The sequence below is a fragment of the Billgrantia bachuensis genome (genome assembly GCF_011742165.1).
GTDB lineage: Bacteria > Pseudomonadota > Gammaproteobacteria > Pseudomonadales > Halomonadaceae > Halomonas > Halomonas bachuensis.
This window is the reverse complement of sequence record NZ_JAAQTO010000056.1, coordinates 24891-37547: the sequence shown is the minus strand read 5'-3', so window position 1 is coordinate 37547 and position 12657 is coordinate 24891. Positions and strand designations below refer to the sequence as shown.

Genomic DNA, 12657 nt, shown 5'->3' with positions numbered 1-12657 from the left:
AACCGATGAATCTGAATCTTGCTGCAGGCGCGGGTACTGTCGAAGTCGCCGACGCCACCTTTGGCAAAGAATTCAACGAGGCGCTGGTTCACCAGGTCGTCACTGCCTATCTGGCCGGTGGTCGTCAGGGTACTCGCGCTCAGAAGAACCGTTCCGATGTGCGTGGTGGCGGCAAGAAGCCGTGGCGCCAGAAGGGTACCGGTCGCGCTCGCGCCGGCACCATCCGTTCGCCGCTGTGGCGTAGCGGGGGCGTGACCTTCGCGGCGCGTCCGCAGGACCACTCGCAGAAGGTCAACCGCAAGATGTATCGCGCAGCAATGCGCTCCATCCTGTCCGAGCTGGTGCGTCAGGAACGTCTGGTTGCCATCGACGAGTTCACCGTCGATGCGCCCAAGACCAAGCAACTGGTCGCCAAGCTGGGTGAGCTGGGTCTGGAGAAGGCACTGATCGTCACCGAGGAAGTCGACGAGAAGCTGTATCTGGCCGCTCGCAACATTCCCAACGTGGATGTGGTGGATGTGGCTGCCGCCGATCCGGTGAGCCTGATCGCCTTCGACAAGGTGCTGGTCACCGTCTCTGCTCTGCGTAAATTCGAGGAGAAGCTGGCATGAACCAGGAGCGCGTATTCAAGGTTCTGCTCGGTCCGCACGTGACCGAGAAGGCCGCTTTCGCCGCCGAGCGCAACCAGTATGTGTTCAAGGTGGCCAGCGACGCGACCAAGCCGGAAATCAAGCAAGCCGTTCAGGTGTTGTTTGGCAAGAAGGTCGATCGCGTCCAGGTGCTGAACATGAAGGGCAAGACCAAGCGTACTGCGCAGGGTCTGGGCCGCCGCCAGGGCTACCGCAAGGCATACGTGACCCTGGCTGCTGGTGAAACGCTCGAAGACTTCACTGGCGCCGAATAAGGGCAGGAGTACGGATCATGGCAATCGTCAAGACAAAACCCACATCCGCCGGTCGTCGCCACGTCGTCAAGGTCGTCAGCGAAGGCCTGCACAAGGGCAAGCCCTACGCCCCGCTGCTCGAGAAGCAGTCGCGTAGCGGCGGTCGTAACAACAACGGTCGTATCACCACCCGCCATGTGGGCGGTGGTCACCGTCAGCACTACCGGTTGATCGACTTCAAGCGCACCAAGGATGGCGTTCCCGCCATCGTCGAGCGTCTCGAATACGATCCCAATCGTAGCGCTCACATTGCGCTGCTCAAGTACCTGGACGGCGAGCGTCGCTACATCATCGCGCCCAAGGGCGTGAGTGCGGGCGACAAGCTCGAGTCCGGCGTGAATGCGGCGATCAAGAAGGGCAACACCCTTCCGCTGCGTAACATCCCGCTGGGTTCCACCGTTCACTGCATCGAGCTCAAGCCCGGCAAGGGTGCGCAGATCGCTCGCAGTGCCGGTACCAGCGCTCAGCTGGTCGCTCGTGAAGGAAGCTATGCCAGTCTGCGTCTGCGCTCCGGTGAGATGCGCAAGGTGCTGGCCGACTGCCGTGCGACCCTGGGTGAAGTGGGCAATTCCGAGCACAGCCTGCGTCAACTTGGCAAGGCCGGTGCGAAGCGCTGGAGAGGCGTGCGCCCGACCGTTCGCGGTGTGGCCATGAACCCGGTCGACCACCCGCACGGCGGCGGTGAAGGCCGCACCAGCGGCGGTCGCCATCCGGTGTCGCCGTGGGGTGTGCCCACCAAGGGCCACAAGACCCGTAAGAACAAGCGCACCGACGCGCTGATCGTTCGTCGCCGCAAGGCCAAGTAACAGACATTAAGGGGTAACGGCTGTGCCACGTTCACTGAAGAAAGGTCCTTTTATTGACCTTCATCTGCTGAAGAAGGTTGAGGCTGCAGTGGAGAAGAACGACCGCAAACCGATCAAGACCTGGTCGCGTCGTTCCATGATCCTGCCGAACATGGTTGGGCTCACCATTGCTGTCCATAACGGTCGCCAACACGTCCCGGTGCACGTCTCCGAGGAAATGGTTGGCCACAAGCTGGGCGAATTCGCTGCCACCCGCACTTATCGCGGTCATGCGGCGGACAAGAAAGCCAAACGGTAAGCCAGAGAGGATTGAGAGATGGAAGTCACAGCTAAGCTGCGTGGCGCTCGTTTATCCGCCCAGAAGGCCCGTTTGGTGGCTGACCAGGTGCGCGGTAAACCGGTCGCCGAGGCGCTCGACCTGCTGACCTTCTCACCGAAGAAGGCTGCCAAGCTGGTCAAGAAGGTGCTGCAGTCCGCCATCGCGAATGCGGAAGAAAACAACGGCATGGATATCGACGAGCTGCGTGTCTCGACCATCTGCGTCGATGAGGGCATGACGCTCAAGCGCATCCGTCCGCGCGCCAAGGGTCGTGCGGACCGCATCCTGAAGCGCACCTGCCACATCACCGTCAAGGTAGCCGAGAAGTAGGAGTCGACCAGATGGGTCAGAAAGTACATCCGACAGGTATTCGGCTGGGTATCGTCAAGGACCACTCCTCGGTGTGGTATGCCGAGCGCGGTGCTTATGCCGACAAGCTGAACAACGATCTCGAGGTGCGTCGCTTCCTCGAAGAGCGTCTGAAGAATGCGTCCGTGAGCCGCATCCATATCGAGCGTCCGGCCAACAACGCCCGCATTACCATTCACACTGCCCGTCCGGGCATCGTGATTGGCAAGAAGGGCGAGGACGTCGACAAGCTGCGTCGCGACGTTACCGCGATGATGGGCGTGCCCGTGCACGTCAACATCGAGGAAGTCCGCAAGCCGGAACTCGACGCCAAGCTCGTCGCGCAGAACATCGCCGGTCAGCTCGAGCGCCGCGTCATGTTCCGCCGTGCCATGAAGCGTTCCGTGCAGAACGCCATGCGCCTGGGGGCAGGTGGTATCAAGGTGATGCTGTCAGGTCGCCTCGGTGGCGCCGAAATCGCACGTACCGAATGGTACCGCGAAGGCCGCGTGCCGCTTCACACCCTGCGTGCGGACATCGACTACGCCACCTACGAAGCGAAAACCACCTACGGCATCATCGGTGTCAAGGTTTGGGTCTTCAAGGGTGAAATCCTCGGGGGCATCGAAGAGGTCCGCGCCAAGGCCAAGCAACAGCCGCAGGCCGCGCCCTCCAAGAAGAAAGGTTCCAGGTAAGGGGAGAGCGAGTCGATGTTACAGCCCAAGCGCATGAAATTCCGCAAGATGATGAAAGGCCGCAATCGTGGCCTGGCGCATCGCGGAAGCAAGATAAGCTTCGGGGAATACGGCCTCAAGGCAACCGGTCGCGGCCGCATCACGGCGCGTCAGATCGAAGCCGGCCGTCGTGCGATCACCCGTCACGTCAAGCGTGGCGGCAAGATCTGGATCCGCGTGTTCCCCGACAAGCCGATTTCCAAGAAGCCGCTCGAAGTCCGTATGGGTAAGGGCAAGGGCTCCGTCGAGTACTGGGTTGCACAGATCCAGCCGGGCCGGGTCCTGTATGAAATCGAAGGTGTGTCGGAAGAGCTGGCCCGTGAGGCCTTCACTCTCGCCGCCCAGAAGATGCCCATATCCACCACCTTTGTGAAACGGACGGTGATGTGATGAAAGCCCAGGAAATTCGTGAAAAGTCAGTCGAGCAGCTCCAGGAGCAGCTCTTCGAACTCCTCCGCGAGCAGTTCAACCTGCGCATGCAGAAGGCCACCGGCCAGCTCAGCCAGACTCATCTGCTCAAGCAGGTTCGTCGGGACATCGCCCGGGTGAAGACTGTGCTCAACGAGAAGGCAGGTGACTGAGATGGCCGAAGAGAAGAAAGCCCGTACGCTCACCGGCAAGGTGGTGAGCGACAAGATGGAAAAGTCCATCGTCGTCATGATCGAGCGCCGCGAGCGGCACCCGATCTATGGCAAGTACGTCAAGCGCTCCACCAAGCTGCACGCCCATGACGAGGCGAACCAGGCCAAGGCCGGCGACACGGTTTCCATTCAGGAATGCCGTCCGCTGTCCAAGAAGAAGGCCTGGACGCTGGTCGAGGTGATCGAGCAGGCCAAGGGCTGAGCTCGGCGAGAGCAGTCAGATTAGGTTTGGAGAAAACCGATGATTCAGACTCAGACAATGCTGGATGTCGCCGACAACAGCGGAGCGCGCCGGGTGCAGTGCATCAAGGTGCTTGGCGGCTCACACCGCCGCTACGCGCGGGTCGGTGACATCATCAAGGTCACGGTGAAGGAAGCCATTCCGCGTGGCAAGGTCAAGAAAGGCCAGGTTCTCAAGGCGGTGGTGGTTCGCACCCGCAGCGGTGTCCGTCGTTCCGACGGCTCGCTGATCCGCTTCGATGGAAATGCGGCAGTTCTGTTGAACAACACCAACGAGCAGCCGATCGGCACCCGTATCTTCGGGCCGGTGACTCGTGAACTTCGCACCGAGAAGTTCATGAAGATCATTTCCCTGGCGCCTGAAGTGCTGTAAGGAGCGAAGCGGACATGCAAAAGATCAAACGTGACGATGAAGTGATCGTCATCGCCGGCAAGGATAAGGGCAAGCGTGGCACCATCAAGCGCGTCCTCAAGGACGAACGCTTCGTCGTGTCCGGTGTGAACATGATCAAGCGTCACACCAAGCCCAATCCTATGGCGGGCAATCAGGGCGGTATCGTCGAGCGCGAGGCTCCGATTCACGCGTCCAACGTGGCGATCTTCAACTCGGAGACCGGTAAGGCGGATCGCGTCGGCTTCCAGGTTAAGGAAGACGGTACCAAGGTACGTATCTACAAGTCGACGCAGACGCAGATCGACGCCTAACGCGAGTCGGGTAGCAAAATGGCGAACTTGAAAGAACGTTATCAGAACGAGGTGGTGGCTCAGCTCAAAGAGCAGTTCAGCTACGCCAACGTGATGCAGGTGCCGCGGATCACCAAGGTGACCCTCAACATGGGCATCGGTGACGCGACCAGCGACAAGAAGCAGATCGAGAATGCCATCGGTGACCTGGAGAAGCTCTCCGGTCAGAAACCGCTGGTGACCAATGCGCGCAAGTCCATCGCGGGCTTCAAGGTGCGCGAAGGTTGGCCGATCGGCATCAAGGTGACCCTGCGCGCCGAGCGCATGTGGGAATTCCTCGATCGTCTGGTCAACATCGCGATTCCCCGTGTGCGTGACTTCCGTGGTCTCAACCCGAAGTCCTTCGACGGTCGCGGCAACTACTCCATGGGTGTGCGTGAGCAGATCATCTTCCCCGAGATCGAATATGATAAGATCGATCGGATTCGTGGGCTGGATGTCACCATCACCACTACTGCCAACACCGACGAGGAAGGTCGTGCGCTGCTCAGCGCGCTGAACTTCCCGTTCAAGAAATAAGGGTGGGATCATGGCAAAGAAGAGCATGATTGAACGCGAGCTCAAGCGCACCAAGCTGGTCGAGAAGTATGCGGCCCGCCGCGCCGAGCTCAAGGCGATCATCCAGAACGTGAATACTTCCGACGAAGAGCGCTTCGAGGCGACGCTGAAACTGCAGCAGTTGCCGCGCGACTCCAGCCCGGTGCGTCAGCGTAATCGCTGCCGGATCACCGGTCGTCCGCACGGCTACTACAACAAGTTCGGCCTCGGCCGCAACAAGCTGCGTGAAGCCGCTATGCGTGGTGAGGTCCCTGGGCTGAAGAAGTCCAGCTGGTAAGCCGCCACGGAAACATCAGGAGCGCAATGTAAATGAGCATGCAAGACACTCTGGCGGATATGTTCACTCGTATCCGCAATGCGCAGATGGCCACCAAGGAGACGGTCACCATGCCGTCCTCCAAGCTCAAGGTCGCGGTGGCCCGCGTATTGAAGGAAGAGGGCTATATCAACGACTTCGCGGTCGCTGAAGGTACCAAGCCCGAACTGACCGTGACCCTCAAGTACTTCGAGGGCAGGCCGGTCATCGAGCACCTGCAGCGGGTATCCAAGCCGTCTCTGCGCCAGTACAAGGGCAAGGATGCACTGCCCAAGGTGGCGGATGGCATGGGTGTGGCGATCGTCACCACCTCCCAGGGCGTGATGACCGACCGTGCCGCCCGTCAGGCGGGTGTCGGTGGCGAAGTCATCTGCACCGTATTCTAGGAGTCTGGAATGTCCCGCGTAGCCAAATATCCGGTTAAAGTGCCCGCCGGCGTCGACGTCAAGCTCGACGGCGACCAGCTGACCGTCAAGGGCGGCCAGGGCACGCTGTCCATGACCGTTCATCCGGACGTGGCCATCGGTCAGGAAGAAGGTCAGCTGACCTTCAATCCGAGCGAGAGCGCCAAGTCCTGGGCCATGGTCGGCACTACTCGTGCTCTGGTCCAGAACCTGGTCACCGGCGTCTCCGAGGGCTTCACCAAAACCCTCGAAATCGTTGGCGTCGGCTATCGTGCCCAGGCAAGTGGCCAGACGCTGAATCTGTCACTGGGCTTCTCCCACCCGGTCGAGTATTCCCTGCCTGAGGGTGTCTCTGCGGAAACGCCGAAGAACACCGTCATCGTGCTGAAGAGCGCGGACAAGCAGAAGCTGGGCCAGGTCGCCGCCGAGGTTCGTGCCTTCCGTCCGCCAGAGCCCTACAAGGGCAAGGGTGTACGGTACGCCGACGAGCAGGTGCGTCGTAAAGAAGCCAAGAAGAAGTAAGGCAGGGTTATGAACGCGAAGAAAGAATCTCGTCTCCGTCGTGCCCGCCGCGCTCGTGCCAAGATGCGCGAGCTGGGCGTGTATCGCCTGTGCGTCAACCGTACCCCGCGCCACATCTACGCGCAGATCATCTCGCCGGATGGTGGCAAGGTGCTGGCCAGCGCTTCGACGCTGGACAAGGACCTGCGTGAGGGCGGTACCGGCAATGCAGACGCCGCCGCCAAGGTCGGTGCGCTGATTGCCGAACGCGCCAAGCAGGCTGGCATCACCCAGGTGGCCTTCGATCGTGCCGGTTACAAGTACCACGGTCGCGTCAAGGCCCTGGCCGACGCCGCACGTGAAGGCGGCCTGGAATTCTAAAGGGTTTTACGATGGCGAAGAACGAACAGAACACCGGCGATCTGCAGGAAAAGCTCGTGCAGGTCAACCGCGTCGCCAAGGTGGTCAAGGGTGGCCGAATCTTCGGTTTCACCGCTCTGACCGTCGTGGGCGACGGTAATGGTCGTGTCGGCTTCGGCCGCGGCAAGGCGCGTGAAGTGCCGGTCGCGATCCAGAAAGCCATGGACCAGGCGCGTCGCAACATGGTCAAGGTGAGCCTCAAGGGCCATACCCTGCAGTACCCGGTCAAGGCCCGTCACGGCGCCTCCAAGGTGTACATGCAGCCGGCCTCCGAAGGTACCGGGATCATTGCCGGCGGCGCCATGCGCTCCGTGCTCGAGCTGGCTGGCGTCCATGACGTGCTGGCCAAATGCTACGGCTCCACCAATCCGGTCAACGTGGTGCGCGCGACCGTCAAGGGTCTCGCTTCCATGCAGTCGCCGGACGACATCGCCGCCAAGCGCGGTTTGTCTGTCGAAGCGATCACGGGGTAAATACCATGGCAGCCACACTCAAGGTTACCCAGACCCGTAGCACCATCGGCACGTTGCCCAAGCACAAGGCCACCATGAAAGGCCTCGGGCTGCGCCGCATCGGTCATACGGTTGAACTGGAAGACACCCCTGCCGTGCGCGGCATGATCCACAAGGTCAACTACCTTGTGCGGGTAGAGGGAGAGTAATCCATGAAACTCAATAGCCTGAGCCCGGCACCGGGCTCCAAGCACGCCGAGAAGCGCGTCGGTCGTGGCATCGGCTCCGGTCTGGGCAAGACCGGCGGTCGTGGCCACAAGGGCCAGAAGTCGCGTAGCGGCGGCAGCGTGAAGCCCGGTTTCGAGGGCGGTCAGATGCCGCTGCAGCGGCGTCTGCCCAAGTTCGGCTTCACCTCCATGAAGTCGCTGGTCTCCGAAGAGGTGCGCCTGAGCGAACTGGCCAAGGTCGCGGGTGACGAAGTCACTCTCGAGACCCTGAAGCAGGCCAACGTGCTCAAGGATGCCACTCTGCATGCGAAGATCATTCTTTCCGGCGACGTCAACAAGGCGGTCACGGTTCGCGGCATCAAGGTCACCAAGGGTGCCCGCGCTGCGATCGAAGCCGCTGGTGGCAAGGTAGAGGACTAAATGGCCAAGTCAGGAAACATGCCGGCGATGGGCAGCGGTCTGAGTGAACTGTGGGCGCGTCTGCGCTTCGTGCTCCTCGCCATCGTGGTGTACCGTATCGGTGCCCATATTCCCGTTCCCGGTATCAATCCTGACCAGCTTGCTGCCTTGTTCAGGGAGCAGCAGGGCACCATCCTGGGACTGTTCAACATGTTCTCGGGTGGTGCACTGGAGCGCATGAGTATCTTCGCCCTGGGCATCATGCCCTACATCTCGGCGTCGATCATCATGCAGCTGCTGACCGCGGTCTCGCCCCACCTCGAGCAGTTGAAGAAGGAGGGCGAGGCCGGCCGCCGCAAGATCAGCCAGTACACCCGCTACGGCACGGTGGTGCTGGCCCTGGTGCAGGCCACCGGCATGTCGGTGGGCCTGGCCAGCCAGGGTATCGCCTACACAGCTGATTTCAGCTTCTATTTCACCGCCGTCGTCACTTTCGTGTCGGGTGCGGTGTTCCTGATGTGGCTGGGTGAGCAGATCACCGAAAAGGGTATCGGCAACGGTATCTCGCTGCTGATCTTCGCCGGTATCGTCGCTGGCTTGCCGGGTGCGGTGGGGCAGGCGTTCGAGCTGGCCCGCAACGAAGGCGCGTGGAACGTGTTGCCGCTGCTGGCCCTTTCCGTGTTGGGTGTGGCGACCGTGGCTTTCGTGGTGTTCATCGAGCGCGGCCAGCGCCGCATCACGGTGAATTACCCGCGACGCCAAGTCGGCAACAAGATGTATGCCGGGCAGAGCAGCTACCTGCCGCTGAAGGTGAATATGGCGGGTGTGATTCCGCCGATTTTCGCCTCCAGCATCCTGCTGTTCCCCGCCTCCATCGGCCAGTGGGTCGGCGCCGGCGACGGCATGGAGTGGCTGCAGCGGGCATCCCAGGCTCTCGGGCCGGGGCAGCCGCTGTACATCTTGCTTTTCGCGGCGGCGGTGGTATTCTTCTGCTTCTTTTACACAGCGCTGGTCTTCAACCCCAAGGATGTCGCTGACAACCTCAAGAAGTCAGGGGCGTTTCTTCCGGGTATTCGTCCTGGTGAGCAGACCGCTCGCTATGTCGACAAGGTCATGACCCGTCTGACCCTGTTCGGTGCCCTGTACATCACTGCGGTTTCCCTGATGCCCCAGTTCCTGATCGTGGCGTGGAACGTGCCGTTCTTTTTCGGCGGAACCTCGTTGCTGATCGTGGTAGTGGTCATCATGGACTTCATGGCCCAGGTGCAATCGCACCTCATGTCGCACCAGTACGAGTCGGTGATGAAGAAGTCCAACCTGAAAGGCTATGGCAGCGGCGGCATCATGCGCTGAGCTGCGCCGCCGGTGATTTGGCGCGTCGCGTGCCGATTTTGGAGAAGGAACGATGAAAGTTCGAGCTTCCGTCAAGAAGATGTGCCGCAACTGCAAGATCATTCGGCGCAATGGCGCGGTCCGCGTCATCTGCATCGAGCCGCGGCACAAGCAGCGCCAGGGTTGATTCTGGCGCTTGTAGAAAGCGGTGCTGGCATACCCCTTGCCCCAAAGTGGGTAAAGGGGTATGCTGTTGCGCCTTTTGTAGTGACTAATCGAGCAAGCCGCTCAAATTTCGGAGAAAGCTGATGGCCCGTATTGCAGGCGTCAATATCCCGGACAACAAGCATGCGGCGATCTCGCTGACCTATATCTTCGGGATTGGCCGCACGCGTGCACAGGAAATCTGTGCCGCTACCGGCATCGCGCCGACCACCAAGATCCAGGAGCTCTCCTCTGAAGAGGTCGATGCCCTGCGTAGTGAAGTCGGCAAGTACACCGTGGAAGGCGACCTTCGTCGTGATGTGACGCTCAACATCAAGCGTCTCATGGACCTGGGTTGCTATCGTGGTCTGCGTCATCGTCGTAGTCTTCCGCTGCGTGGTCAGCGGACCAAGACTAACGCGCGTACCCGTAAGGGCCCGCGTAAGCCGATCCGCAAGTAACACGCACGTTCTGGCGTAAAGACAGGAATAGACATCAACATGGCTAACCCGCGTAGCAACCGTAAAAAGGTTAAAAAGCAGGTAGTGGACGCCGTTGCGCACATCCACGCCTCTTTTAACAACACGATCGTGACGATCACAGACCGCCAGGGCAATGCTCTCTCTTGGGCAACTGCCGGTGGTTCGGGTTTTCGTGGTTCTCGCAAGAGCACCCCGTTCGCTGCTCAAGTGGCAAGCGAACGTGCAGCGACTGCTGCAGCCGAGTATGGTGTGAAAAACGTCGACGTGCTGGTCAAGGGCCCCGGTCCTGGCCGTGAATCCGCCGTGCGTGCGCTGAGCGCTGCCGGCTTCCGCGTGCAGAGCATCACTGACGCGACGCCCATCCCCCACAATGGCTGCCGTCCGCCGAAGAAACGCCGCGTTTAAGGAGACAGATTCATGGCTCGTTATATTGGACCGAAGTGCAAACTGTCTCGTCGTGAAGGCACCGACCTCTTTCTGAAGAGCGGTGTGACTCCCTTCGAGAAGAAGTGCAAATCCGAGCAGATTCCGGGTGTGCACGGCCAGCGCCGTCAGCGTCTTTCCGACTACGGCTTGCAGCTTCGCGAGAAGCAGAAAGTACGTCGCATCTACGGCGTACTCGAGAAGCAGTTCCGCAGCTACTACAAGGAGGCCGCCCGTCGCTCCGGCGCCACCGGCGAAGTCCTGCTGCAGCTGCTTGAATCCCGACTGGACAACGTCGTCTACCGCATGGGCTTCGGTTCCACCCGTTCCGAGGCGCGCCAGCTGGTGAGCCACAAGGCGATCATGGTCAATGGCCGTAGCGTCAACGTGGCTTCTTACCAGGTCAAGCCCGGCGACGTGGTTTCCGTTCGCGAGAAGGCGAAGAACCAGGCGCGCATCCAGAGTGCGCTCTCCATCGCTGCCAACCGTGGTGAAGTCGCCTGGATCGAGGTGGACGCGAAGAAGATGGAAGGCACCTTCAAGGCTATCCCGGAACGCGGCGACCTGTCGGCCGACATCAACGAAAACCTGATCGTCGAGCTGTACTCGAAGTAAGCGTCGCTGATCGCGTCGTGCCGGCCCTTGCGGGCCGGCTACGAGTACCGAGTAACCGTTAGGCAGCCTCAAAGGTGTAGTTATGCAGCGTTCAGTGACAGAGTTTCTCCGTCCGCGCGATATCAAGGTCGAAGAGATCAGCGCGCATCACGCGAAGATCGTGCTCGAGCCGTTCGAGCGTGGCTTTGGCCATACCCTGGGCAATGCGCTGCGTCGCATTCTGCTCTCTTCCATGCCCGGCTGTGCCGTGGTGGAAGTCGAGATCTCGGGTGTCGAGCATGAGTACAGCGCGATCGAGGGTGTTCAGGAAGACGTCATCGAGATTCTTCTGAACCTCAAGGACGTGGCCATCCGCATGCACAGTCGCGACGAGGCGGTGCTCTCGCTGAACAAGCAGGGCCCGGCCGTGGTGACCGCGGGCGACATCGTCCTCGATCACGACGTCGAGATCGTCAATCCGGATCACGTCATTGCTCACGTCAACGAGGGTTCCGAGCTCAAGATGCAGCTCAAGATCGCTCGCGGCCGTGGCTATGAGCCGGCGGATGCCCGTGTGGGCGCCGACGACGAATCGCGTGCCATCGGTCGCCTGCAGTTGGATGCCACTTTCAGCCCCGTGCGGCGCGTTTCCTACGCCGTCGATGCTGCGCGTGTCGAGCAGCGTACCGATCTCGACAAGCTGATCATCGACCTGGAAACCGACGGCACCCTGGATCCGGAAGAGGCGATCCGTCGCAGCGCCACCATCCTGCAGGAGCAGTTGGCTGCGTTCGTCGACCTGGAAGCCGACAAGGAACAGGAAGTCGTGGAGGAAGAGGATCACGTCGATCCCATCCTGCTGCGCCCCGTAGACGATCTCGAGTTGACCGTCCGCAGTGCCAACTGTCTGAAGGCCGAGAATATCTACTACATCGGCGATCTGATTCAGCGCACCGAAGTCGAGCTGCTGAAGACGCCGAACCTCGGCAAGAAGTCTTTGAACGAAATCAAGGACGTGTTGGCTGCTCGTGGTCTTTCCCTTGGCATGCGGCTGGAGAACTGGCCGCCGGCGAGCCTGAAGGACGACAAGGCCTCCGCGTGAGCGTCGACTCGAGTCCCAGTTTGGTAAGGAATCACAACCATGCGTCATCGTAAGAGTGGTCGTCACCTGAATCGTACCAGCTCGCATCGCCAGGCCATGTTCAAGAACATGAGCGTGTCGCTGATCGAGCACGAAGTGATCAAGACAACCCTGCCCAAGGCCAAGGAGCTGCGTCGCGTCATCGAGCCGCTGATCACCCTGGCCAAGCAGGACAGCGTTGCCAACCGTCGTCTGGCCTTCAGCCGCACCCGCTCGAAGGAAGCGGTCGGCAAGCTCTTCAACGAGCTGGGTCCGCGTTACGTCGAGCGTCCGGGCGGTTACGTCCGTATTCTCAAGTGCGGTTTCCGCACCGGCGACAACGCCCCCATGGCCTTCGTCGAACTCGTCGACCGCCCGGTCGTCGAGGAGGCCGAGGAAGCCGCCGCCGAGGAGTGATCCTTTGCGGCGGCTTGGCCCGGCAGTGCTGTA

26 protein-coding genes are annotated in these 12657 nt (G+C 60.8%); all 26 read left to right on the top strand.

Translation table 11 applies throughout. The features are described 5' to 3' along the window. Positions 1-5: 5 nt before the first annotated feature. The 26 genes from rplD (at position 6) to rplQ (ending at position 12624) form a co-directional block, all read left to right on the top strand. Positions 6-611 carry a 50S ribosomal protein L4 gene (gene rplD, locus HBJ55_RS19875; RefSeq protein ID WP_167119231.1) on the top strand — a complete coding sequence of 202 codons (606 nt, stop codon included), beginning with the start codon at positions 6-8 and terminating at the stop codon, positions 609-611. Continuing rightward, entirely contained in the window at positions 608-904 is a 297-nt protein-coding gene (rplW, locus tag HBJ55_RS19870) for a 50S ribosomal protein L23 (RefSeq protein WP_104205223.1), read from the top strand. Before rplD ends, rplW begins: the two co-directional genes overlap by 4 nt. A gap of 17 nt (positions 905-921) precedes the next feature. Beyond that, positions 922-1749, top strand: a complete 828-nt coding sequence (gene rplB, locus HBJ55_RS19865) for a 50S ribosomal protein L2 (RefSeq protein ID WP_167119228.1) — start codon at positions 922-924, stop codon at positions 1747-1749. A gap of 22 nt (positions 1750-1771) precedes the next feature. Next, the gene (rpsS, locus tag HBJ55_RS19860; RefSeq protein ID WP_009098993.1) at positions 1772-2047 is read left to right on the top strand and encodes a 30S ribosomal protein S19; all 276 of its coding nucleotides are present in this window, start codon (positions 1772-1774) and stop codon (positions 2045-2047) included. Between the two features lie 18 nt (positions 2048-2065). Beyond that, a complete protein-coding gene (rplV, locus tag HBJ55_RS19855) occupies positions 2066-2398 on the top strand; it encodes a 50S ribosomal protein L22 (RefSeq protein WP_097790618.1) in 333 nt (110 codons plus the stop codon). Positions 2399-2409: 11 nt separating this feature from the next. Beyond that, the gene (gene rpsC, locus HBJ55_RS19850) at positions 2410-3111 is read left to right on the top strand and encodes a 30S ribosomal protein S3 (protein WP_167119225.1); all 702 of its coding nucleotides are present in this window, start codon (positions 2410-2412) and stop codon (positions 3109-3111) included. 15 nt (positions 3112-3126) lie between these two features. Beyond that, positions 3127-3540: a 50S ribosomal protein L16 gene (rplP, locus tag HBJ55_RS19845; RefSeq protein WP_167119222.1), complete on the top strand. Its 414-nt coding sequence runs from the start codon at positions 3127-3129 to the stop codon at positions 3538-3540. Beyond that, entirely contained in the window at positions 3540-3731 is a 192-nt protein-coding gene (gene rpmC, locus HBJ55_RS19840) for a 50S ribosomal protein L29 (protein ID WP_010626474.1), read from the top strand. The genes rplP and rpmC overlap by 1 nt, the downstream gene beginning before the upstream one ends. 1 nt (position 3732) lies before the next feature. Continuing rightward, positions 3733-3993 (top strand): 30S ribosomal protein S17, encoded by a 261-nt coding sequence (gene rpsQ, locus HBJ55_RS19835; RefSeq protein ID WP_167119273.1) that lies wholly within the window; start codon positions 3733-3735, stop codon positions 3991-3993. 39 nt (positions 3994-4032) lie between these two features. Continuing rightward, positions 4033-4404, top strand: coding sequence for a 50S ribosomal protein L14 (gene rplN, locus HBJ55_RS19830; protein WP_010626476.1), 372 nt, complete (start codon positions 4033-4035; stop codon positions 4402-4404). 14 nt (positions 4405-4418) lie between these two features. Then, positions 4419-4736, top strand: coding sequence for a 50S ribosomal protein L24 (rplX, locus tag HBJ55_RS19825; protein ID WP_010626477.1), 318 nt, complete (start codon positions 4419-4421; stop codon positions 4734-4736). 18 nt (positions 4737-4754) lie between these two features. Further along, complete coding sequence (gene rplE / locus HBJ55_RS19820; protein WP_167119219.1) at positions 4755-5294, top strand: 50S ribosomal protein L5; 540 nt, start codon at positions 4755-4757, stop codon at positions 5292-5294. A 10-nt stretch (positions 5295-5304) separates the two neighbouring features. Beyond that, complete coding sequence (gene rpsN, locus HBJ55_RS19815) at positions 5305-5610, top strand: 30S ribosomal protein S14 (protein ID WP_167119216.1); 306 nt, start codon at positions 5305-5307, stop codon at positions 5608-5610. 32 nt (positions 5611-5642) lie between these two features. Further along, a complete protein-coding gene (gene rpsH / locus HBJ55_RS19810) occupies positions 5643-6035 on the top strand; it encodes a 30S ribosomal protein S8 (RefSeq protein WP_167119214.1) in 393 nt (130 codons plus the stop codon). Positions 6036-6044: 9 nt separating this feature from the next. Further along, positions 6045-6575 (top strand): 50S ribosomal protein L6, encoded by a 531-nt coding sequence (gene rplF, locus HBJ55_RS19805; protein ID WP_167119211.1) that lies wholly within the window; start codon positions 6045-6047, stop codon positions 6573-6575. Positions 6576-6584: 9 nt separating this feature from the next. Beyond that, positions 6585-6935, top strand: coding sequence for a 50S ribosomal protein L18 (gene rplR / locus HBJ55_RS19800; RefSeq protein WP_167119207.1), 351 nt, complete (start codon positions 6585-6587; stop codon positions 6933-6935). An 11-nt stretch (positions 6936-6946) separates the two neighbouring features. Continuing rightward, complete coding sequence (rpsE, locus tag HBJ55_RS19795; RefSeq protein ID WP_111413348.1) at positions 6947-7447, top strand: 30S ribosomal protein S5; 501 nt, start codon at positions 6947-6949, stop codon at positions 7445-7447. A gap of 5 nt (positions 7448-7452) precedes the next feature. Continuing rightward, a complete protein-coding gene (rpmD, locus tag HBJ55_RS19790; RefSeq protein ID WP_066452141.1) occupies positions 7453-7635 on the top strand; it encodes a 50S ribosomal protein L30 in 183 nt (60 codons plus the stop codon). Positions 7636-7638: 3 nt separating this feature from the next. After that, positions 7639-8073: a 50S ribosomal protein L15 gene (gene rplO / locus HBJ55_RS19785; RefSeq protein ID WP_167119204.1), complete on the top strand. Its 435-nt coding sequence runs from the start codon at positions 7639-7641 to the stop codon at positions 8071-8073. Beyond that, on the top strand, positions 8074-9405 hold the full coding sequence (gene secY, locus HBJ55_RS19780; RefSeq protein ID WP_167119201.1) for a preprotein translocase subunit SecY: 1332 nt from the start codon (positions 8074-8076) through the stop codon (positions 9403-9405). A 52-nt stretch (positions 9406-9457) separates the two neighbouring features. After that, on the top strand, positions 9458-9571 hold the full coding sequence (gene rpmJ, locus HBJ55_RS19775) for a 50S ribosomal protein L36 (protein ID WP_009099023.1): 114 nt from the start codon (positions 9458-9460) through the stop codon (positions 9569-9571). A 121-nt stretch (positions 9572-9692) separates the two neighbouring features. Beyond that, complete coding sequence (gene rpsM, locus HBJ55_RS19770; protein ID WP_167119198.1) at positions 9693-10049, top strand: 30S ribosomal protein S13; 357 nt, start codon at positions 9693-9695, stop codon at positions 10047-10049. Between the two features lie 39 nt (positions 10050-10088). Continuing rightward, complete coding sequence (rpsK, locus tag HBJ55_RS19765; RefSeq protein WP_010626488.1) at positions 10089-10475, top strand: 30S ribosomal protein S11; 387 nt, start codon at positions 10089-10091, stop codon at positions 10473-10475. A gap of 12 nt (positions 10476-10487) precedes the next feature. After that, positions 10488-11108 (top strand): 30S ribosomal protein S4, encoded by a 621-nt coding sequence (rpsD, locus tag HBJ55_RS19760; RefSeq protein WP_167119195.1) that lies wholly within the window; start codon positions 10488-10490, stop codon positions 11106-11108. Positions 11109-11190: 82 nt separating this feature from the next. After that, a complete protein-coding gene (locus HBJ55_RS19755; protein WP_167119193.1) occupies positions 11191-12189 on the top strand; it encodes a DNA-directed RNA polymerase subunit alpha in 999 nt (332 codons plus the stop codon). Between the two features lie 39 nt (positions 12190-12228). Next, positions 12229-12624: a 50S ribosomal protein L17 gene (rplQ, locus tag HBJ55_RS19750; RefSeq protein WP_167119190.1), complete on the top strand. Its 396-nt coding sequence runs from the start codon at positions 12229-12231 to the stop codon at positions 12622-12624. Positions 12625-12657: the final 33 nt, after the last annotated feature.